At 44.8% G+C, this 20761-nt stretch carries 19 protein-coding genes, 1 pseudogene and 1 riboswitch; of the genes and pseudogenes, 13 read left to right on the top strand and 7 right to left on the bottom strand.

The window, feature by feature from the left end; genetic code table 11:
- Positions 1-73 precede the first annotated feature (73 nt).
- On the top strand, positions 74-322 hold the full coding sequence (gene tusA / locus QTN94_RS05515) for a sulfurtransferase TusA (RefSeq protein WP_138972849.1): 249 nt from the start codon (positions 74-76) through the stop codon (positions 320-322).
- A gap of 55 nt (positions 323-377) precedes the next feature.
- On the opposite strand, the gene QTN94_RS05510 is transcribed toward tusA, so the two are convergent.
- On the bottom strand, positions 378-638 hold the full coding sequence (locus QTN94_RS05510) for a hypothetical protein (RefSeq protein WP_331427153.1): 261 nt from the start codon (positions 636-638) through the stop codon (positions 378-380).
- Between the two features lie 158 nt (positions 639-796).
- Positions 797-1354, bottom strand: a complete 558-nt coding sequence (locus QTN94_RS05505; RefSeq protein ID WP_331427152.1) for a TMEM165/GDT1 family protein — start codon at positions 1352-1354, stop codon at positions 797-799.
- A gap of 90 nt (positions 1355-1444) precedes the next feature.
- Positions 1445-1583: riboswitch (yybP-ykoY riboswitch) on the bottom strand.
- A gap of 211 nt (positions 1584-1794) precedes the next feature.
- Here QTN94_RS05505 and glyQ point away from each other — a divergent pair.
- From glyQ to QTN94_RS05490, 3 genes and pseudogenes are all read left to right on the top strand, one after another.
- Entirely contained in the window at positions 1795-2718 is a 924-nt protein-coding gene (glyQ, locus tag QTN94_RS05500) for a glycine--tRNA ligase subunit alpha (RefSeq protein ID WP_138972852.1), read from the top strand.
- Positions 2719-2720: 2 nt separating this feature from the next.
- The gene (glyS, locus tag QTN94_RS05495) at positions 2721-4787 is read left to right on the top strand and encodes a glycine--tRNA ligase subunit beta (protein ID WP_331427151.1); all 2067 of its coding nucleotides are present in this window, start codon (positions 2721-2723) and stop codon (positions 4785-4787) included.
- Between the two features lie 290 nt (positions 4788-5077).
- Positions 5078-6336, top strand: a pseudogene (locus QTN94_RS05490) (valine--pyruvate transaminase).
- 199 nt (positions 6337-6535) lie between these two features.
- On the opposite strand, the gene QTN94_RS05485 reads toward QTN94_RS05490, so the two are convergent.
- The 5 genes from QTN94_RS05485 to dnaA form a co-directional block, all read right to left on the bottom strand.
- Complete coding sequence (locus tag QTN94_RS05485; RefSeq protein WP_331417320.1) at positions 6536-6970, bottom strand: Hsp20 family protein; 435 nt, start codon at positions 6968-6970, stop codon at positions 6536-6538.
- A 448-nt stretch (positions 6971-7418) separates the two neighbouring features.
- Complete coding sequence (gene gyrB / locus QTN94_RS05480; RefSeq protein ID WP_331417319.1) at positions 7419-9836, bottom strand: DNA topoisomerase (ATP-hydrolyzing) subunit B; 2418 nt, start codon at positions 9834-9836, stop codon at positions 7419-7421.
- A 13-nt stretch (positions 9837-9849) separates the two neighbouring features.
- Positions 9850-10932 carry a DNA replication/repair protein RecF gene (gene recF, locus QTN94_RS05475; RefSeq protein ID WP_331417318.1) on the bottom strand — a complete coding sequence of 361 codons (1083 nt, stop codon included), beginning with the start codon at positions 10930-10932 and terminating at the stop codon, positions 9850-9852.
- 1 nt (position 10933) lies between these two features.
- On the bottom strand, positions 10934-12034 hold the full coding sequence (gene dnaN, locus QTN94_RS05470) for a DNA polymerase III subunit beta (protein WP_331417317.1): 1101 nt from the start codon (positions 12032-12034) through the stop codon (positions 10934-10936).
- 53 nt (positions 12035-12087) lie between these two features.
- Complete coding sequence (gene dnaA, locus QTN94_RS05465) at positions 12088-13494, bottom strand: chromosomal replication initiator protein DnaA (protein ID WP_138972859.1); 1407 nt, start codon at positions 13492-13494, stop codon at positions 12088-12090.
- A 408-nt stretch (positions 13495-13902) separates the two neighbouring features.
- On the opposite strand from dnaA, the gene QTN94_RS05460 reads away from it, so the two are divergent.
- The 9 genes from QTN94_RS05460 (at position 13903) to QTN94_RS05420 (ending at position 20713) form a co-directional block, all read left to right on the top strand.
- Positions 13903-14649, top strand: a complete 747-nt coding sequence (locus QTN94_RS05460; protein WP_331427150.1) for an amino acid ABC transporter substrate-binding protein — start codon at positions 13903-13905, stop codon at positions 14647-14649.
- A 116-nt stretch (positions 14650-14765) separates the two neighbouring features.
- Complete coding sequence (locus QTN94_RS05455; protein WP_138972861.1) at positions 14766-15437, top strand: amino acid ABC transporter permease; 672 nt, start codon at positions 14766-14768, stop codon at positions 15435-15437.
- Positions 15434-16171 (top strand): amino acid ABC transporter ATP-binding protein, encoded by a 738-nt coding sequence (locus tag QTN94_RS05450; protein WP_138972862.1) that lies wholly within the window; start codon positions 15434-15436, stop codon positions 16169-16171. Before QTN94_RS05455 ends, QTN94_RS05450 begins: the two co-directional genes overlap by 4 nt.
- A gap of 230 nt (positions 16172-16401) precedes the next feature.
- Positions 16402-16536, top strand: coding sequence for a 50S ribosomal protein L34 (gene rpmH / locus QTN94_RS05445; RefSeq protein ID WP_005378825.1), 135 nt, complete (start codon positions 16402-16404; stop codon positions 16534-16536).
- A gap of 46 nt (positions 16537-16582) precedes the next feature.
- A complete protein-coding gene (gene rnpA / locus QTN94_RS05440; RefSeq protein ID WP_239928257.1) occupies positions 16583-16906 on the top strand; it encodes a ribonuclease P protein component in 324 nt (107 codons plus the stop codon).
- Complete coding sequence (gene yidD, locus QTN94_RS05435) at positions 16873-17130, top strand: membrane protein insertion efficiency factor YidD (RefSeq protein WP_138972864.1); 258 nt, start codon at positions 16873-16875, stop codon at positions 17128-17130. The genes rnpA and yidD overlap by 34 nt, the downstream gene beginning before the upstream one ends.
- 2 nt (positions 17131-17132) lie before the next feature.
- A complete protein-coding gene (yidC, locus tag QTN94_RS05430) occupies positions 17133-18752 on the top strand; it encodes a membrane protein insertase YidC (protein WP_138972865.1) in 1620 nt (539 codons plus the stop codon).
- A gap of 119 nt (positions 18753-18871) precedes the next feature.
- Complete coding sequence (gene mnmE, locus QTN94_RS05425) at positions 18872-20233, top strand: tRNA uridine-5-carboxymethylaminomethyl(34) synthesis GTPase MnmE (RefSeq protein ID WP_331427149.1); 1362 nt, start codon at positions 18872-18874, stop codon at positions 20231-20233.
- Between the two features lie 171 nt (positions 20234-20404).
- Positions 20405-20713, top strand: coding sequence for a phage integrase SAM-like domain-containing protein (locus QTN94_RS05420; protein ID WP_427020727.1), 309 nt, complete (start codon positions 20405-20407; stop codon positions 20711-20713).
- The last annotated feature ends 48 nt before the right edge of the window (positions 20714-20761 follow it).

Raw genomic sequence — 20761 nt, 5'->3', positions numbered from 1 at the left:
TGCCAAGGGGTTATTGAATATTTTTTCTTCACTAGTATTATCTAGGCCAAATTAAGTAACCAAAGATACGACCATGACATTCAATATCGAGCAGGCAAATCAAACATTAGAGGCAGAAGGACTACGCTGCCCAGAGCCAGTGATGATGGTCAGGAAGACAATTCGAAACATGCAAGATGGTGAGGTTCTGCTTGTTAAAGCTGATGACCCATCAACAACCCGAGACATTCCCAGTTTCTGTCGCTTTATGGATCATCAGTTAATCGGCTCTCAGACAGAACAACTGCCATACCTATATTTAATTAAGAAAGGAATGGCATAGCATAGAGGCCATTAGCAAGAGATGAAAAAACGGCTGCCCAAGGGCAGCCGTTACTTTATTCGTCGTATTCTATGGTGTGAATTTCAGCCTGAAGTTTATTGATCTGCTTTCTCATGGCACGCATCTCTTCATGCATCGGTATTATGTGAGCGACTCGAATCCAAGCCTCAACCGTCAAGCCAGTCAAAATGAACGAACCCGCAACAATGGGCAACCACATGTCCGTTAGCACCATAGCCAGCAAACACAACACAAGGCCAAAGGTGAACAAGTAACTCTGACTTCTAGGGGTGATCCCCGTATAACGTGTAAGCATCGTATCGCCCTCTCGCTATCAATCACACGGTTAAATTACCATGACAAACATGACACTAATATGTCAGCGATCACGTCTACGAACGATTTCAATCCATACTTTGAACTGACGCATTTTAAAGGCTAGCTATTGATATTTAACACCATATCCTTAGCAAACTACGAGTAAATTGCAGCACCAGTCGCTAAGGCGATGAATAGCAAAGCGGTCACTTTTCGGATCAAATCCAGTGGCATTTTGTCTGCTGACAGTTTACCGATCAGTACCACGGGTACATTGGCCAAAAGCATACCGATTGTGGTGCCAAGAACAACCAAACTCAGAGCATCCGCATATTGCGCACCTAAAATTGAGGTTGCGATTTGCGTTTTATCTCCGATCTCAGCGACAAAAAATGCAATAAAACTGGCGATGAAAGGTCCTCGATTCGAAATCTGTTCATCGTCATCAAGTTTGTCTGGTATCAGTACCCAGGCGGCCATAGCGACGAAACTGACCACCAGCACCCATTTTAAAACTTGCGGTGAAAGATAATCAGCAACGACAACACCTAGCCATGCTGCTAACGCGTGGTTGGCAATAGTGGCAAGAAAAATGGCTGCGATAATAGGTATAGGTTTACGGTATCGACTCGCTAACAGGAGTGACAATAATTGAGTTTTATCACCGATTTCCGCCAGTGCGACGGTGGTAATAGAAATAGCTAAAACGCTCAAGACATGCTCTTTTGAGGTAGGGATTATTTTTAACCAAAGACAAACCTCATGCCCCACCCCGGTTCATGATGATTTGTCTAAGGTCTTGCTAAACACGAGTGACGTTTTTGATTGTTATCTGTCACTACTCGTCTCGAACGCCATGATGATTTTGCATCAATTATGTTGACGAACGAACCTATTATCCCAGTGTTGATAAATAGGTAAGCTACTCCCCAAAGACAGCGGAATTCTATCGCTCCCCTTAACGATTCTCAAGTAGGAAACTACAAATAAACTCCCTTTTAGGAAAATTTGGTTAGATAAGGCAGAAAAATTCTATTAAAGGGGATTTTTGCCTATCAATTAGTCAAGATTACCTCTACTCCCATGCCTAATATCTGGGTATACTTGATTGTTATTTTTTATCAATTTTAGACACAAGAATCGCGCGAATTACTATGCAAAAATACGATATCAAAACCTTCCAGGGAATGATCCTCGCGCTGCAGGATTACTGGGCACAAAATGGCTGCACAATCGTTCAGCCTCTAGATATGGAAGTAGGTGCAGGCACCTCTCACCCAATGACATGTCTACGTGCACTTGGCCCAGAGCCAATGTCGACAGCTTACGTTCAACCTTCACGTCGTCCAACCGATGGCCGTTATGGTGAAAACCCGAACCGTCTGCAGCACTACTATCAGTTCCAAGTAGCTCTAAAACCATCTCCGGATAACATTCAGGAGTTGTACCTAGGCTCGCTTGAAGTTCTTGGTATCGACCCGCTAGTTCACGACATCCGCTTCGTAGAAGATAACTGGGAAAACCCAACACTAGGTGCATGGGGTCTTGGTTGGGAAGTATGGCTAAACGGCATGGAAGTGACTCAGTTTACTTACTTCCAGCAAGTGGGCGGCCTTGAGTGTAAACCAGTGACTGGCGAAATCACTTACGGTATCGAACGTCTAGCGATGTACATTCAAGAAGTGGACTCCGTTTACGATCTAGTGTGGAACGTCGCTCCAGACGGTAGCAAAGTCACTTACGGTGATATCTTCCACCAAAACGAAGTTGAGCAATCAACGTACAACTTTGAGCACGCAGACGTAGATTTCCTATTTAGCTTCTTCGATCAGTGTGAAAAAGAGTCTAAGCAACTACTAGAGCTTGAGAAACCTCTTCCTCTACCTGCTTACGAGCGCATCCTGAAAGCGGCACACGCCTTCAACCTACTTGATGCACGTAAAGCAATCTCTGTAACAGAGCGTCAACGTTACATCCTTCGTATCCGCAACCTGACTAAGTCTGTTGCAGAAGCCTACTACGCATCTCGCGAAGCACTTGGCTTCCCTATGTGTAAAAAAGAAGGTGAGGAGAAGTAATCATGGCTAAAGAATTTCTAATTGAACTCGGTACAGAAGAGCTACCACCAACGCAACTTCGTACATTAGCAGAAGCGTTCGCAGCAAATTTCGAAGCTGAGCTAAAAGGAGCAGACGTTGAACACCAAGGAGTGAAATGGTATGCCGCTCCTCGTCGTTTAGCTCTTAAAGTATCAGCACTGGCTGAAGGTCAAGCAGACAAAGTCGTTGAAAAGCGTGGTCCTGCTGTTGCTGCTGCTTTCGATGCTGAAGGTAACGCAACCAAAGCAGCACAAGGCTGGGCTCGCGGCTGTGGTATCACAGTTGACCAAGCTGAACGCATGGTCACGGACAAGGGTGAATGGCTACTGTTCAAACAAGAAGTAAAAGGCCAAGCAACCTCAGAAATCGTTGTGGAACTTGCTGCTAAAGCTCTTGCTGACCTACCAATCGCAAAACCAATGCGTTGGGGCGATAAAGCAACACAATTTATCCGTCCAGTGAAAACGCTAACCATGCTTATGGGTTCGGATCTGATCGAAGGTGAAATCCTTGGAGTTGCGTCAAGCCGCACTATCCGTGGTCACCGCTTCATGGGTGAACAAGAGTTCACTATCGACTATGCAGAGCAATATCCAGCGATTCTGGAAGAACGCGGTAAAGTAATGGCAGATTACGAAGCACGTAAGGCGATCATTCTCGCTGACGCACAAAAAGCAGCGGCCGCCGTTGGTGGTATTGCCGATCTAGAAGACGACTTAGTAGAAGAAGTGACTTCTCTTGTTGAGTGGCCTGTTGTACTTACGGCAAAGTTTGAAGAAAAGTTCCTAAAAGTGCCTTCTGAAGCTTTGGTTTACACCATGAAAGGTGACCAAAAGTACTTCCCTGTATACGATGAAAACAAGCAGTTGCTACCAAACTTCATCTTTGTATCGAATATCGAATCAAAAGAGCCACGCTACGTAATCGAAGGTAACGAGAAGGTTGTACGTCCACGTCTAGCGGATGCAGAGTTCTTCTTTAACACTGACCGCAAGCGTCCTCTTATCGATCGTCTTCCTGAGCTAGAACAAGCTATCTTCCAAAAGCAACTTGGTACGATCAAAGACAAAACTGACCGTATTACCGCTCTTGCTGGCTACATCGCTAAGCAGATCGACGCTGATGTTGAAAAAGCAACTCGCGCAGGTCTATTGGCTAAGTGTGACCTAATGACTTCAATGGTATTCGAATTTACCGATACTCAAGGGGTTATGGGCATGCATTACGCCAAGCATGACGGTGAAGACGAACAAGTTGCACTGGCGCTGTACGAGCAATACATGCCTCGTTTTGCTGGTGACGACCTACCAAGCACAGGTATCTCTTCAGCAGTCGCTATGGCGGACAAGCTAGACACTATCGTCGGTATCTTTGGTATTGGCCAAGCACCTAAAGGCTCAGATCCATTTGCACTTCGCCGCGCTTCTCTAGGTGTACTACGTATCATCGTTGAAAACGGCTACAACCTAGACCTCGTTGATCTTATCCGCGAAGCAAAAATCCAGTTTGGTAACAAGCTGACCAATGACAACGTTGAGCAAGATGTTATCGAGTTCATGTTGGGTCGTTTCCGCGCTTGGTATCAAGATGCAGGCTTTAGCGTAGATATCATCCAAGCAGTACTAGCGCGTCGTCCAACCAAACCAGCAGACTTTGACCAACGTGTTAAAGCGGTATCTCACTTCCGTGAATTGGAAGCGGCAGAAGCACTCGCAGCAGCGAATAAACGTGTAGGTAACATCCTTGCTAAATTCGATGGTGAACTGGCAGCAGAGATAGACCTAGCTCTTCTCCAAGAAGACGCAGAAAAAGCACTAGCTGAAAGCGTAGAAGTGATGACTGAAGCTCTTGAGCCAGCATTTGCGACAGGCAACTACCAAGAAGCATTAAGCAAGCTTGCAGATCTACGTGAACCTGTCGATGCGTTCTTCGATAACGTAATGGTTATGGCGGATGATGAAGCGCTTAAGACAAACCGTCTAACGCTACTGAACAATCTACGTAACCTATTCTTGCAAATTGCTGATATCTCACTACTACAGAAGTAAGCATTAATCGTAAGAATCGATTGAAATCACCAAGAGTAAGGGAAGCAAATGCTTCCCTTTTTTCTTTACCTTCCAGCGAACTCGCGACAGATTGCTCACGATAACACTCCAAACATCGATCCGATGAGACTGGATTTGTGATCAGAAAGTAAATTATTTTCTGCCATGCTTAGATTGGCTCTTTGCGTTGTACTCACATTAAGGTATGTTCAAGGATTATTCGCTTTACTAGCTGTTTCTAGTAACTCATTACACTTAAAGCAATCACAATGAATTAGGTATAACTACAAATGCAATTCTCGAAGTTTGGTGAAAAATTTAATCAGTATTCTGGTATCACACGATTGATGGATGATTTAAATGATGGTCTGCGTACCCCAGGAGCCATTATGCTCGGTGGAGGTAACCCAGCCGCGATTCCAGCTATGCTCGAAGACTTTCGCCAAACCAGTAAAGAGATGCTCGCCAGTGGCGAATTGATCGCAGCCATGGCCAATTATGATGGTCCGCAAGGCAAAGATGCATTTGTTAAAGCACTCGCTAACTTATTGAAAGAGACTTATGGTTGGGATATCAGTGAGAAGAACATCAGTCTAACAAATGGCAGTCAAAGTGGTTTTTTCTACTTATTTAACCTGCTTGCAGGTCAGCAGCCAGATGGCTCGCACAAAAAAATTCTGCTGCCTTTGGCTCCTGAGTATATTGGCTATGGCGATGCTGGGGTTGATGAGAACATCTTTATCTCTTACCACCCAGAGATAGAATTACTCGATAATGGCCTATTCAAATATCACGTCGACTTTGAGCAACTTAAGGTTGATGAGTCCGTGGCGGCTATCTGTGCATCACGCCCGACTAACCCTACAGGTAATGTTCTAACGGATGAAGAGATTCACAAGTTGGACAAACTCGCACGTGAAAACAACATTCCACTGATTATCGATAACGCTTACGGACTGCCATTCCCAAATATCATCTTCGAAGATGTACAGCCATTTTGGAATAAGAACACCATCTTATGCATGAGCCTATCAAAACTAGGTCTACCGGGTGTTCGCTGCGGGATTGTCATCGCCAATGAAGAAATAACTCAAGCACTGACGAATATGAACGGCATTATCAGTTTAGCACCGGGGAGCATTGGGCCAGCGATCGCTCATCATATGATTGAAAAAGGGAACTTACTAAAACTCAGTTCAGAGGTAATTAAACCTTTCTACCAACAAAAGTCACTTCGTGCTGTTGAACTGCTGCAAAACGCAATTACCGATCCGCGTTTTCGTATTCATAAACCGGAAGGCACTATTTTCCTTTGGTTATGGTTTGATGAACTTCCAATCACAACTATGGAACTTTATCAGCGTCTTAAAGCTCGTGGGGTTTTGATTGTACCTGGAGAGTATTTCTTTATCGGTCAGGAAGATGACTGGGAACACGCTCACCAGTGTTTACGTATGAACTATGTGCAAGATGATGAGATGATGAGATGATGCAGAAAGGTATCGATATTATCGCTGAAGAAGTAGCGCGAGCCTATCAAGAGGCTTAATTTCATCAGAAGTAAAACAGCCCAAAGCTAGAACAACCAGAGACAGCAACAATCAACGCTGCCAATACCACTTTTTTCATTCTATTTTCCAAGTTTATTAATTGTCGACGCAGAAACTACTGATGGATAGAATTGAGAGCAATAAAAGAGCGCTCATAGGCGCTCTTTCACTCTCAGCTCTCATTTATGAGACGGAATATTAACCTTCAATGAGTTTTTGACCATTGATAGCAATCTTACGTGGTTGCATCGCTTCAGGGATTTCGCGTTCAAGATCAATGTGGAGAAGACCATTTTCCATGCTCGCTCCGACAACTTTTACATAGTCTGCTAGCTGGAACTTACGCTCGAAATCGCGCTCTGCAATACCTTGATAAACGTATTTTTTCTCTTCTTCGGCTTTACGCTCGCCTTTGACGATCAGCATGTTGTCATTTTGAGTTAAATCTAACTGCTCTTCAGCAAAGCCCGCCACAGCCATAGTAATACGGTAGTGATTATCGTCTTGCTGCTCAATGTTGTATGGAGGGTAACCACCTGAAGAGTTCTTCGAAGAGTTCGCTTCCATCATGTTGAACAGACGATCGAAGCCAATTGCATTGCGGTATAGTGGAGTGAAATCTACAGTTCTCATAGTGCTATCCTTTTAGTAAGCAATAGTCTTAGTCGTGAGTTTGCGTGGTTCGATACTATGATCGTAGCCTTGCCGACTAAGGGACTCATTGACTATTCCTCTGGCTACCTCTGTTAGGTCTAAGCTCGGGGACATAGCAACGAATCAAGTTTTAAATTGTGTACCTTTAAGGTCATCCTCTCTTGAGCGATACCTTATCAGCGAGTCCAGAGGTTCTGTTTCTTCTCTTTTGAGCAAGACAGCTTCCCTCTTCAACAATAGATATGTGGTTGGGGTAAATTAGTTTCAAGGGATAAAAGTAAAAAAGTTCCTAGTTTCGAGTGACTAGTGGCTAGTGGCTAGTGGCTAGACTAATACTAAATGATTGTTTTAATTAACCTCCAATAAAAAAGCGCAAATCTTTCGACCTGCGCTTTTTCTAGGGGCTCGCTGCTAGTAACTAGGAACTTTATACATCCAAATTAGCTACTTTCAGTGCATTCTCTTCGATGAAGTTACGACGCGGCTCAACTTGGTCACCCATTAGAGTCGTGAACAATTGGTCAGCACCTACGGCATCTTCAATCGTTACTTGCATCATACGGCGCGTTTCTGGATCCATTGTGGTTTCCCAAAGCTGATCTGGGTTCATCTCACCTAGACCTTTGTAACGCTGTAGGCTAAGACCACGACGAGATTCTTTAATTAACCACTCTAAAGCCTCAACAAAGCTAACAACAGGCTGAGTACGCTCACCACGTTTGATGTAAGCGCCCTCTTCAATTAGACCGTCTAATGCTTCAGACAGCGTCGCAAGTTTTCCGAACTCTTTCGAGTTAAGCAGATCAATACTGAGTACATGTTCGTGCATCACACCATGAGTACGTACAATGATCTTAGGTAGGCTTAGACCAAGCTCTGCATGCTGTTCCACTTCGAAGCTGTATTGGCTAGCACCGACTTCTTTCGCGTTCAACTGCTCAACGAGAGTTTTCGTCCAAGTTTCTACAGCAGCAGAGTCATTACATTGCTCCGCCGTTAAACGTGGTACGTAGATAAGCTCATGCACCAGTGCGCGTGGGTAGCGACGGCTCATACGATCCACCAGCTTAATACCCGCATTGTACTGCTGAACTAACTTCTCTAATGCTTCACCAGACAATGCTGGTGCTTGTGCATTCACATGTAGAGATGCGCTATCTAGAGCCAGTGCCACTTGATACTGGTTCATCGCATCTTCGTCTTTAATGTACTGCTCTTGCTTGCCTTTCTTCACTTTGTATAGCGGTGGCTGAGCAATGTACACGTAGCCACGCTCAATGAGTTCAGGCATTTGACGGTAGAAGAAGGTCAATAGAAGCGTACGAATGTGCGAACCATCGACGTCAGCATCGGTCATGATGATGATGTTGTGGTAACGCAGTTTATCTGGGTTGTACTCGTCACGACCGATACCACAGCCAAGAGCGGTAATAAGCGTTGCCACTTCTTGAGAAGAAAGCATTTTGTCGAAACGTGCTTTCTCAACGTTCAGGATCTTACCTTTAAGCGGTAGGATAGCCTGATTCTTACGGTTACGGCCTTGTTTTGCGGAGCCGCCTGCCGAGTCACCCTCCACTATGTAGAGTTCAGACAGCGCTGGATCTTTTTCCTGACAGTCTGCCAGTTTACCAGGTAGACCCGCTAGGTCTAACGCACCTTTACGACGAGTCATTTCACGAGCTTTACGCGCCGCTTCACGAGCACGTGCCGCATCGATAATTTTAGAACAAACCATCTTCGCTTCTGTTGGGTTCTCAACTAGGAACTCAGACAGTTTTTCACCCATTGCAGACTCTACCGCAGACTTCACTTCAGAAGAGACCAGTTTGTCTTTAGTTTGGCTAGAGAATTTCGGATCTGGAACTTTAACAGATACAACAGCGGTTAGACCTTCACGAGCATCATCTCCCGATGTCGCTGTTTTTGCCTTCTTAGAGAAGCCTTCTTTATCCATGAAAGTGTTCAGGGTACGAGTCAATGCCGCACGGAAGCCGGCCAAGTGCGTACCACCATCACGCTGAGGAATGTTATTGGTGAAACAGTAGATATTCTCTTGGAAACCATCGTTCCACTGCATCGCAACTTCAACAGCAATGCCATCTTCACGTTCGAAGTCGAAGTGGAAGATCTTGTCAATGATTGGGGTTTTGTTGGTGTTAAGATGCTCAACGAATGCTTGGATACCACCTTCAAACATGAAGTGGTCACTCTTATCTTCTTCTCGCTCGTCGATCAATTTAATCGAGACACCTGAGTTTAGGAAAGACAGTTCACGTAGACGCTTAGCGAGAATATCGTAGTGGAATTCCGTGTTAGTAAAAGTCTCTGCACTCGGCCAGAAACGGATCTTCGTACCCGTTTTATCTGAATCCCCAATCACTGCTAGTGGCGCTTCAGGCTCACCATGACGATAGGTTTGCGTATGGATATGACCGCCACGATGAATCGTTAGCGTTACTTTTTCAGACAAGGCGTTTACTACTGAAACACCTACACCGTGTAGACCACCCGAAACTTTGTACGAGTTATCATCGAACTTACCACCAGCATGGAGTACTGTCATGATAACTTCAGCCGCAGAGACTTTCTCTTCTGGGTGCAATTCTGTCGGAATACCACGACCATCATCGCTTACAGAAACTGAGTTATCCTCATGAATTGTCACAATGATGTCTTTACAGTGACCTGCTAACGCTTCATCAATTGAGTTATCCACCACCTCGAAAACCATGTGGTGCAGACCGGTGCCATCATCCGTGTCGCCGATATACATACCAGGACGCTTACGAACCGCATCCAGACCCTTTAGTACCTTAATACTCGATGAATCGTAATTTTCAGACATGAGTTTTCTTCCGCTATTTATTTTGCTCTATTGTGCCATGTTCCACATGGAACATCCTGCCATTTTCGTCTTGCATATCTGCAATTTGACTGTCAGTAATAGAGCTTACAAAAACTTGAGCCCCCGTCGCTTTCAAGCAATCCGCTAGGCGCTTACGACGTTGGCTATCTAATTCAGATGCAAAGTCATCAATTAAGTAGATACATTGCTTGCCAGTCATTTCAGTAAGATGTTGTCCCTGAGCCACACGCAATGCACAAACCATTAACTTTAACTGACCACGTGACAGTACATCCTCAACAGGTGTGCCATTCACCTTGATGCGCAAATCCGCTTTATTAGGACCACTAAATGTGTACCCTAATGCTTGATCACGCTCGAAATTTTTTTCCAGTATATCTTGGTATGGCGTCTCTTTATCCCATCCACGATAATACTTCAGTTGAATCTCAAATTCGGGTAAGAATGTCTGACAAATTTCTTCAGCCTTTACCCTCATTTGCTCGACATATGTCGCACGCCACTGGCTAATATTCTCAGCCAAACGAGCCATTTCTTGATCCCAGTAACTCAGCTCTCGATAACTGGTTGCTGTTTTTAATAACGCATTTCTTTGCTTGTTGAGACGCTTGAAACGACCCCATGCATCATAAAATGCAGACTCGGTATGAAACACACCCCAGTCAATAAATGCACGGCGATGTTTAGGACCATCGGTCAGCAAATCAAACCCTTCAGGGTGGATCAACTGCAGAGGTAATACTTGTGCCAGTTGTGCCAACTTTTGTCCAGACTGACCGCCTATTTTAACCTCTGTTGAGCCATCACGCTGCTTATTAATGCCAATTGGTAGCGCAAATTGATCCGAGTTCAAAAAACGCCCATGAACAAAGAGCTCATTGCAGTCATTTTGAATCACTCTGCCTGTCAGAGAACTCTTAAAAGAGCGACCATGCCCAAGCAGGTAGATGGCCTCAAGAATGCTAGTTTTGCCACTTCCATTGGGCCCAATAAGAAAGTTAAAGCCTGCTGATAGTTCAATATCACAGGCTTTAATGTTTCGAAATTGCTGAATAATAAGACGTGAAAGCGGCATGCTAGAGTCGAATTGGCATTACCACGTACATCGCACTGTCATCATCGGCATTTTCAATCAACGCACTGGCGTTGGCATCCGACATTGACACTCGTACTTTCTCACAACGAATTGTATTAAGCACATCGAGAACGTAGCTCACGTTAAAACCAATCTCGATAGGTTCACCTTCAAAACTGACATCTAACATCTCTTCAGCTTCTTCTTGTTCTGGGTTGTTCGCGGTAATACGCATTTCCGCATCAGCAAGATTCACTCGAACACCACGGAATTTTTCGTTCGATAGAATAGCAGCACGAGAGAAAGCTTGACGTAGCTCATCGCAGCCTGCTTCAAGTGTTTTGGTCGTACTCTGTGGCATTACGCGTCGGTAATCAGGGAAACGACCATCAACGAGCTTCGAAGTAAATACGTAGTTATTCACCTCTGCACGAACATTAGAGCTACCGATCTGCAAAACAACAGGCTGCTCTGGTGCATCGAGTAATTTAACCAGCTCCAGTACACCTTTACGCGGTACTATAATCTGTTTTTGTGCAAAATCAGCACTTAGCTGAACTTGTGATACCGCCATACGATGGCCATCCGTCGCAACACTGCGTAAGGTGGTACCATCGATTTCAAACAACATACCATTGAGGTAGTAACGTACATCTTGGTTTGCCATAGAAAACTGCGTTTTTTCCACTAAACCACGCAACTCAGCTTGAGTCAGTGATACCTCAACTTCACTTTGCCAATCTTCAATATTTGGAAAATCATTCGCAGGAAGTGTGGATAGCGAAAAACGGCTACGCCCAGAACGAACCTGAACGCGATTACCTTCCAACACAAAAGTAATCACTGAGTCATCAGGAAGACCACGGCAGATATCGAGGAACTTACGAGAAGGAACGGTAATGCTGCCAGCTTCGAATTCACCTTCCAATGTCACACGGCTAATCAGCTCAACTTCAAGATCCGTCGCCGTCATCGATAGCACGTTATCTTCTACCTTTAACAGTAGGTTGCCCAAAATTGGCAATGTTGGTCGACCACCTAACGCACCTGAGACTTGTTGAAGAGGTTTAAGCAGGTGGCCACGCTCAATGGAAAATTTCATAGGATGCTCTTATCCGAATTCGTTGGTTATTTCGTTGCTAAGGATACTGCGAATTAAGAAGAAAGGGTACGAATCAAATTCGAGTAATCTTCTTTAATATCGTGGCTCTCTTCACGCAGTTGCTCAATCTTACGACATGCATGAAGTACAGTCGTATGATCACGACCGCCAAATGCATCACCAATTTCTGGCAAACTGTGGTTAGTCAGCTCTTTCGCAAGAGCCATAGCAAGTTGGCGCGGGCGCGCAACAGAACGAGAACGGCGCTTAGATAACAGATCCGCGACTTTAATCTTGTAGTATTCAGCTACCGTTTTTTGAATATTATCAATGGTAACTAACTTCTCTTGTAACGCTAGCAAATCTCTAAGCGCTTCACGAACAAAGTCGATAGTAATTGGACGACCGGTAAAGTTGGCGTTTGCAATAACGCGATTCAATGCCCCTTCCAGCTCACGAACATTAGAACGTAAACGCTTAGCAATAAAGAAAGCAACCTCGTCAGCGAGGTGAATCTGGTGATCTTCCGCTTTTTTCATCAAGATCGCGACGCGAGTTTCTAGCTCAGGTGGTTCGATCGCAACCGTTAGACCCCAACCAAAACGCGATTTAAGACGATCTTCTACACCACTGATCTCTTTCGGATAGCGGTCAGATGTCAAAATTATCTGTTGGTTACCTTCCAGTAAGGCATTGAAGGTATGGAAAAATTCTTCTTGTGAGCGCTCTTTATTGGCAAAGAACTGAATGTCATCGATAAGAAGTGCATCGACACTGCGGTAATAGCGCTTGAACTCTTCAATCGCGTTATTTTGTAGCGCCTTAACCATATCTTGAACAAAACGCTCAGAGTGCATGTAAACGACTTTTGCATTGGGCTTGTTATCAACAATCGCGTTGCCTACCGCATGCAATAAGTGTGTTTTACCTAAACCTGTACCACCATATAAAAATAGCGGATTGTACGCTGAGCCAGGATTATCAGACACCTGACGCGCCGCCGCTAAACCTAACTGGTTTGATTTACCTTCAACAAAGTTGGTGAACTTATGTTTTGGGTTAACGTTTGAGCGATGGTTGATGTCAGCAATCGCTTGAGCGTCATCATCCCAAGTTTTATGAACAGGTTTACGTGCTTGAAGTTGCGCAGGAGCAGAGGATTCTGCCGCCACATCCGCAGGTGTACGTTTCGGTGCAGGGGTCGGCGCTGCCACACGACGGCTACCTACCTCAAAACGTAGGCTTGGTACGTCGTTACCACAGTATTCCTGCAACAGACGATTAATGTTGTTTAGATATTTGTCACGTACCCAGTCCAATACGAAACGGTTTGGGGCAAATAAAGTGAGCGTATTGTCATTGAGCTCCGCTTGTAACGGACGAACCCACATGCTGAATTCAGTTGCTGGTAGCTCTTCTTGAAGCTGTTGCAAACATTGCAACCAAAGCGAAGATGACACGGTGCCCCCACTCGAAGTAATTGATCTGAAAAGATTGGCAATTTTACCTGTTGATAACCAAGATCGCCAGCAAATGATCGACGATCCAGTGAATAAGATCCAAGTTATTCACAATATTTTCGACATTATTCGATGGATCCTCACAACCTGCCCCATTTTTACTCACACATTGATCCACATATCTCCAATATTGGCTTGATCTTTGGGTTGGTGATAAGTCTGTGAATTAAGCGTTTTCTCTTCGCTTGATTTCATGCTGATTTGTGTCTTTATTCACCAATAATTTCCACAACTGATGGAAAAACAGACAGCTTATTACTCTAGTTTCTAGTTTATTTCTCTTGGTTATTTATCTATTCATCTAAACTGACAGTAGTATTTATCCCCATAATCATGTGGAGTTGTAAAATGAAAAACTGGATTAAGGCTGCCGTTGCAGCTATCGCGCTTTCTGCGGCTACTGTACAAGCTGCTACTGAAGTAAAAGTTGGTATGTCGGGTCGTTACTTCCCGTTTACCTTTGTTCAGCAAGATAAGTTACAAGGCTTTGAAGTCGATCTATGGGATGAAATCGGCAAACGCAACGACTATAAAGTAGAATATGTGACAGCTAACTTTTCTGGTCTATTTGGTCTTCTAGAGACGGGGCGCATTGATACTATCTCTAACCAAATCACTATGACTGATACACGTAAAGCAAAATACCTTTTTACTGACCCATACGTGGTAGACGGTGCTCAAATCACCATTCGCAAAGGTAACGATAGCATTAAGGGCATCGAAGACCTTGCGGGTAAAACAGTAGCAGTAAACCTTGGTTCAAACTTTGAGCAATTGCTGCGTGCTTACGATAAAGATGGCAAGATCAATATCAAAACTTACGATACAGGTATCGAACACGATGTTGCTTTAGGTCGCGCTGATGCGTTTATCATGGATCGCTTGTCAGCACTTGAACTGATCAAGAAAACAGGCCTGCCGCTAGAACTTGCTGGCCAACCATTCGAAACCATTCAAAACGCTTGGCCATTCGTTGATAACGAAAAGGGTGAAAAGCTTCAAGCTGAAGTAAACCAAGCACTTGCAGCAATGCGTGCTGACGGTACTCTAGAGAAAATCTCTCAAAAATGGTTCGGCGCTGACATTACTCAGTAAGCCTGTATACTCTCTATCTCATCTGAGATAGGACACCTTAACCCACTGCCTCCCTTCATTTGCAGTGGGTTTTGCTTTTCTAATGCCGTCATTTATTTAATCAATGGGACACGTTTATGGGATTCGATTTTAATTACATGCTGGATCTGATGCCGATACTGCTTAAGTATTTAGGCACAACCATGGAAATGGCGACATGGGGACTGGTATTTTCACTGTTCCTTGCCGTGATTCTGGCCAATATTCGCGTGTTTCGCATCCCGGTTCTCGATCAACTGAGCCAGCTTTATATTAGCTTCTTCCGCGGTACGCCTCTATTGGTGCAGTTGTTTCTGCTCTACTACGGATTACCTCAAGTCTTCCCATGGTTAGTTGGGTTAGATGCATTTAGTGCAGCGGTCATCGGCTTAACTTTACACTTCGCTGCATATATGGCCGAAAGCATTCGAGCAGCCATCATTGGTATCGATCGCAGTCAGATGGAAGCTAGCTTGTCAGTCGGCATGACGACGACTCAAGCGATGCGCCGTATCATCCTACCGCAAGCGACACGCGTAGCACTACCATCACTAATGAACTACTTCATCGATATGATTAAATCAACCTCGCTTGCTTTTACCTTAGGTGTGGCTGAAATCATGGCTAAGGCGCAAATGGAAGCCTCATCGAGTTTCCGATTTTTTGAAGCCTTCTTGGCGGTAGCGCTAATCTACTGGGGTGTCGTGGTTATCCTGACTCGCATTCAAATCTGGGCTGAAGCTAAATTGAATAAGGCATACGTAAGATGATCAAATTAGAGAACATCCATAAAAGCTTTGGTGATACACAAGTATTAAAAGGCATTGATATTGAGATCAACCGGGGTGAGATCATTGTCATTATCGGCTCGAGTGGCACAGGAAAATCGACTCTTTTGCGCACTGTAAACTTTTTAGAGAATGCGGACAAAGGCATCATTACCATCGATGACGTCAGCGTCAACGCTGAAAAACACTCTAAATCAGAAGTATTGGCTCTACGACGTAAAACAGGCTTTGTATTCCAAAACTATGCCCTATTCGCGCATATGACAGCGAGACAGAACATTGCTGAAGGCTTAGTTACCGTGCGCGGTTGGAAGAAGAGTGATGCACTACAGCGCGCTCAGCAGATTCTCGATGACATCGGCCTAGGCGATAAAGGCGATAGTTATCCAGCTGCGCTTTCAGGGGGCCAACAACAGCGTGTGGGTATTGGTCGAGCTATGGCACTTCAACCAGAGCTGCTGCTATTTGATGAACCAACATCAGCACTTGATCCCGAATGGGTTGGCGAAGTTCTTAATTTAATGAAGGACTTAGCGACAAAACACCAGACTATGCTGGTGGTTACACACGAAATGCAATTTGCTAGAGAGGTCGCTGATAGAGTGATCTTTATGGCGGAAGGAACAATTGTTGAGCAAGGTTCTCCACAGGATATTTTCACTAATCCACAAGATCCTCGTTTGCAAAAGTTCCTACGACAGGTAGGCGCTGAGTAAAGATCATCAACAAGGATCGATCGATCCTTGAGATTTTGCTCACACTACGTATAATCGCTCGGCCGGAATTTAGCACTCGCACAGAGATTGACACTTTGTGTGACTGTGATTACAATTCCGCCTCTTTGTTGAGAGGCGTCGGTTAGTCCTCTTTATATATAAAGAAGACGTTAAGCGCCCACGCCGGGTTAACATTGACCTAAAACTACTGATCAGTAAAGGTAATTATCATGAAACGCACTTTTCAACCTACAGTTCTAAAGCGCAAGCGTACTCACGGTTTCCGTGCTCGCATGGCAACTAAGAACGGTCGTAAAGTAATTAATGCACGTCGTGCTAAAGGCCGTGCGCGCCTATCAAAATAATCATTAGTTTATTTTGAATACGTACACGTTCAATCGGGAGTTACGTTTGTTAACTCCCGAGCATTATCAAAATGTCTTTCAGCAAGCTCATCGAGCTGGCTCACCTCATTTCACCATCATTGCTCGTAAAAATAGCCTATCTCATCCTCGACTAGGTTTAGCCGTTCCCAAGAAACAGATCAAAACCGCAGTAGGTCGTAACCGTTTTAAGCGCCTTGCTCGTGAAAGCTTTCGTAACAATCAACATCAACTTGCTAACAAAGATTTTGTTGTTATTGCCAAGAAAAGCGCGCAAGATTTGAGCAATGAAGAAATATTCAAACTATTTGATAAGTTATGGCAGCGTCTGTCTCGCCCTTCACGTGGTTAGCGATCGGATTTGTCCGTCTCTATCAAGGCCTAATTAGTCCGCTTATTGGACCGCGTTGTCGTTTTACTCCAACCTGTTCTACTTATGCCATTGAAGCGTTGAAAGCTCACGGTTTTGTAAAAGGGTGTTGGTTATCAAGCAAACGTCTATTAAAATGCCATCCTTTGAATGAAGGGGGGTATGACCCCGTTCCACCAGTCCAAAAACAAGACAGAGATAAATAACGATGGATTCTCAACGTAATATCCTGTTAATCGCGCTAGCACTGGTTTCTTTCTTATTGTTCCAGCAATGGCAAGTTGCAAAGAATCCAACGCCTCAGCCGGTTGAGCAGGCTCAATCAAGCAGTACTCTACCTGCACCATCTTTTGCGGACGAGCTAGATCCAGCTCCAGCGCAGCAAGCTTCTGCTAAAATGATTACCGTGACAACTGATGTATTGACTCTGTCGATTGATACGGTTGGTGGTGATGTTATTCAGGCAGACCTTAACCAATACTCAAACGAGTTGGATTCATCGGATCCATTCGTACTGCTTAAAAACGAGCCAGGACACCAGTTCATTGCTCAGAGTGGCCTAGTTGGTCCTCAAGGTATCGACCTTAGCAGCACTAACCGCCCTCTATATGCAGTAAACGGTGATAGCTTCGCTCTAACTGATGGCCAGGACGAACTACGCGTTCCAATGACATTTACTGCCAATGGCCTTGAGTACACGAAGACGTTCATTGTTAAACGTGGCAGCTACGCTGTTGACGTTGAATACGATATCGTCAACAAGTCAGGCAACAATGCGACATTCGGTATGTACGCTCACCTACGTCAAAATCTACTTGACGCTGGTGGCAGCATCACAATGCCAACATACCGTGGTGGTGCGTACTCAACAGAAGATACTCGTTACAAGAAGTACAGCTTCGAAGATATGCAAGATCGCAACCTGTCTCTCAACCTAGTTGACGGCCAAGGTTGGGCAGCCATGATTCAACACTACTTCGCATCAGCATGGATTCCACGCAATGAGCCAGGTACTAACCTTTACACACGTGTAATCGGTAATCTTGGTGACATCGGTGTTCGCATGCCGAACAAAACGATTGCAGATGGTGACAGTGCTAACCTTAAAGCAACACTTTGGGTTGGTCCTAAACTTCAAGACCAGATGGCTGAAGTTGCACCAAATCTAGATCTAGTAGTGGATTACGGTTGGCTATGGTTTATTGCTAAACCACTACACTCATTACTTTCATTTATCCAAAGCTTTGTTGGTAACTGGGGTGTCGCAATCATCTGTTTGACGTTTATTGTTCGTGGTGCGATGTATCCACTAACTAAAGCACAATACACGTCTATGGCGAAAATGCGTATGCTTCAGCCTAAGCTGCAAGCAATGCGTGAACGCATTGGTGATGACCGTCAGCGTATGAGCCAAGAGATGATGGAGCTGTATAAGAAAGAGAAAGTGAACCCACTTGGTGGCTGTTTACCTCTTATTCTACAAATGCCAATCTTCATTGCACTGTACTGGGCGCTAATGGAATCTGTAGAGCTACGTCATTCACCATTCTTTGGTTGGATCACAGACCTTTCAGCACAAGACCCGTACTACATCTTGCCACTGCTGATGGGTGCATCTATGTTCATGATTCAGAAGATGAGCCCAACCACAGTAACGGATCCGATGCAGCAGAAGATCATGACCTTCATGCCGGTTATGTTTACCTTCTTCTTCCTGTTCTTCCCATCAGGTTTGGTTCTTTACTGGTTAGTATCGAACGTAGTAACGCTGATTCAACAGTCGCTTATCTACAAAGCACTGGAGAAAAAAGGCTTACACTCTAAGTAACCTTTAAGCGGAATTAACTGTGAAAGGCGACCTAAAGGTCGCCTTTTTTATTTGAGCTGATTACAATTCAGCTAAACATGATTTGCCACTATCGGCATACAAATAAGACAGGCACATTTATGACAACTGATACCATTGTTGCTCAAGCAACCGCCCCTGGTCGTGGTGGCGTCGGCATTATTCGAGTATCCGGCCCATTGGCATCAAAGGTTGCGCTGGAAATTACCGGCAAAGAACTTCGTCCTAGATACGCGGAATACCTGCCATTTACCGCCGAAGATGGTAGCCAACTTGATCAAGGTATTGCGCTGTTTTTCCCAAATCCCCACTCGTTTACCGGAGAAGATGTATTAGAACTTCAGGGGCATGGTGGCCCAGTCGTTATGGATATGCTGATCAAACGTATCCTAAAAATATCAGGGATACGAACAGCACGTCCTGGTGAGTTCTCTGAACGCGCCTTTCTCAACGATAAGCTAGACCTAGCACAAGCAGAAGCCATCGCTGACCTTATTGATGCAAGTTCAGAAGAAGCAGCAAAATCAGCGTTACAGTCGCTTCAAGGCGCATTCTCGTCACGAATCAACACATTAGTCGAATCTTTGATTCACTTGCGTATCTATGTTGAGGCTGCAATTGACTTCCCAGAAGAAGAGATCGACTTCTTAGCTGATGGCAAAGTTGCTGCCGACTTACAAACGATTATCGACAATCTTGCTGCGGTCCGTAAAGAAGCCAATCAAGGTGCGATCATGCAAGAAGGGATGAAAGTTGTCATTGCAGGCCGACCAAATGCGGGGAAATCAAGCTTACTCAATGCACTCTCAGGTAAAGAATCTGCCATCGTAACGGACATTGCCGGTACGACGCGTGACGTGCTTCGAGAGCACATTCATATCGATGGTATGCCTCTTCATATCATCGATACAGCAGGTCTACGTGACGCATCTGATGAGGTAGAGAAAATCGGTATTGAACGAGCATGGGAAGAGATTAGTCAAGCTGATCGCGTACTGTTTATGGTGGATGGTACGACAACCGATGCCACCGATCCGATCGAGATCTGGCCAGATTTTGTCGATCGTTTACCAAGCAATATTGGTATGACGGTGATCCGCAATAAAGCCGATCAAACGGGTGAGGAACTGGGTATATGTCATGTCAATGATCCTACTCTTATTCGTCTATCAGCCAAAACAGGAGCGGGGGTTGAATCTCTGCGCGCACACCTCAAAGAGTGTATGGGCTTTGCTGGTGGGCATGAGGGAGGCTTTATGGCTCGACGTCGCCACCTAGAAGCACTAGACAGAGCCGCTGAACACTTGGACATAGGCCAGCAGCAACTAGAGGGTTACATGGCCGGAGAAATCTTAGCTGAAGAGCTACGCATCACCCAGCAGCATCTCAGTGAGATCACTGGCGAGTTTAGTTCTGATGACCTACTCGGTCGTATTTTCTCTTCTTTCTGTATCGGGAAGTAAAGTGGGCAAATAAAGGAAAACAACAGCAAGCAACGGTAGATAACACACTGATTTTATTAGATCGTCATTTGCCGTTTGTTTCCATCCGTTGCCGTTAATTGCCAAATCTAGTCCCCAGTTGGTCCCCAATGACATGATAAATGCCGTATTGGGGACCAATTGGGGACAAACATGAAAATTTTCATTGAAAAACGGGCACTTAAAGCAGATGGAACGCGAACATTGCGTCTCATTTATGACCACGGTTATACCATTAAATCAAACGGATCTCGTCAGCGAAAACGTGAACACGAAGTGCTAGATCTGTTTGTCTATGAAAAACCTAAAACACCCACCCAGCGCCAACACAACAAAGAACAAACCACCTCAACCTCCAACCACTCGATCTGGCTGTCAGCTCGTAAACACCTGCGGTTCTACTGCGGAAAACATGATCTTAGTTTTGATGAGCTGGATAAAGACTGGTTAGGCGGGTTTTAGTATTACCTAACCAATGAAGCGAAAACCAAAAGTGATACCGCGTTATCT

The sequence above is a fragment of the Vibrio sp. M250220 genome, from assembly GCF_036533795.1.
GTDB lineage: Bacteria > Pseudomonadota > Gammaproteobacteria > Enterobacterales > Vibrionaceae > Vibrio.
The sequence above is the reverse complement of the archived record's forward strand: the minus strand, read 5'-3'. Positions and strand labels throughout refer to the sequence as shown.

What these genes read in the sequence shown, in the direction of transcription:
- gyrB (WP_331417319.1), bottom strand. Translation starts at nt 9,836, where the DNA reads ATGTCTGAAAATTACGATTCATCGAGTATTAAGGTACTAAAGGGTCTG.
- QTN94_RS05510 (WP_331427153.1), bottom strand. Translation starts at nt 638, where the DNA reads ATGCTTACACGTTATACGGGGATCACCCCTAGAAGTCAGAGTTACTTG.
- QTN94_RS05455 (WP_138972861.1), top strand. Translation starts at nt 14,766, where the DNA reads ATGGGATTCGATTTTAATTACATGCTGGATCTGATGCCGATACTGCTT.
- glyQ (WP_138972852.1), top strand. Translation starts at nt 1,795, where the DNA reads ATGCAAAAATACGATATCAAAACCTTCCAGGGAATGATCCTCGCGCTG.
- tusA (WP_138972849.1), top strand. Translation starts at nt 74, where the DNA reads ATGACATTCAATATCGAGCAGGCAAATCAAACATTAGAGGCAGAAGGA.
- QTN94_RS05485 (WP_331417320.1), bottom strand. Translation starts at nt 6,970, where the DNA reads ATGAGAACTGTAGATTTCACTCCACTATACCGCAATGCAATTGGCTTC.
- dnaN (WP_331417317.1), bottom strand. Translation starts at nt 12,034, where the DNA reads ATGAAATTTTCCATTGAGCGTGGCCACCTGCTTAAACCTCTTCAACAA.
- mnmE (WP_331427149.1), top strand. Translation starts at nt 18,872, where the DNA reads ATGACAACTGATACCATTGTTGCTCAAGCAACCGCCCCTGGTCGTGGT.
- QTN94_RS05420 (WP_427020727.1), top strand. Translation starts at nt 20,405, where the DNA reads ATGAAAATTTTCATTGAAAAACGGGCACTTAAAGCAGATGGAACGCGA.
- rpmH (WP_005378825.1), top strand. Translation starts at nt 16,402, where the DNA reads ATGAAACGCACTTTTCAACCTACAGTTCTAAAGCGCAAGCGTACTCAC.
- glyS (WP_331427151.1), top strand. Translation starts at nt 2,721, where the DNA reads ATGGCTAAAGAATTTCTAATTGAACTCGGTACAGAAGAGCTACCACCA.
- QTN94_RS05450 (WP_138972862.1), top strand. Translation starts at nt 15,434, where the DNA reads ATGATCAAATTAGAGAACATCCATAAAAGCTTTGGTGATACACAAGTA.
- QTN94_RS05460 (WP_331427150.1), top strand. Translation starts at nt 13,903, where the DNA reads ATGAAAAACTGGATTAAGGCTGCCGTTGCAGCTATCGCGCTTTCTGCG.
- recF (WP_331417318.1), bottom strand. Translation starts at nt 10,932, where the DNA reads ATGCCGCTTTCACGTCTTATTATTCAGCAATTTCGAAACATTAAAGCC.
- yidC (WP_138972865.1), top strand. Translation starts at nt 17,133, where the DNA reads ATGGATTCTCAACGTAATATCCTGTTAATCGCGCTAGCACTGGTTTCT.
- yidD (WP_138972864.1), top strand. Translation starts at nt 16,873, where the DNA reads ATGGCAGCGTCTGTCTCGCCCTTCACGTGGTTAGCGATCGGATTTGTC.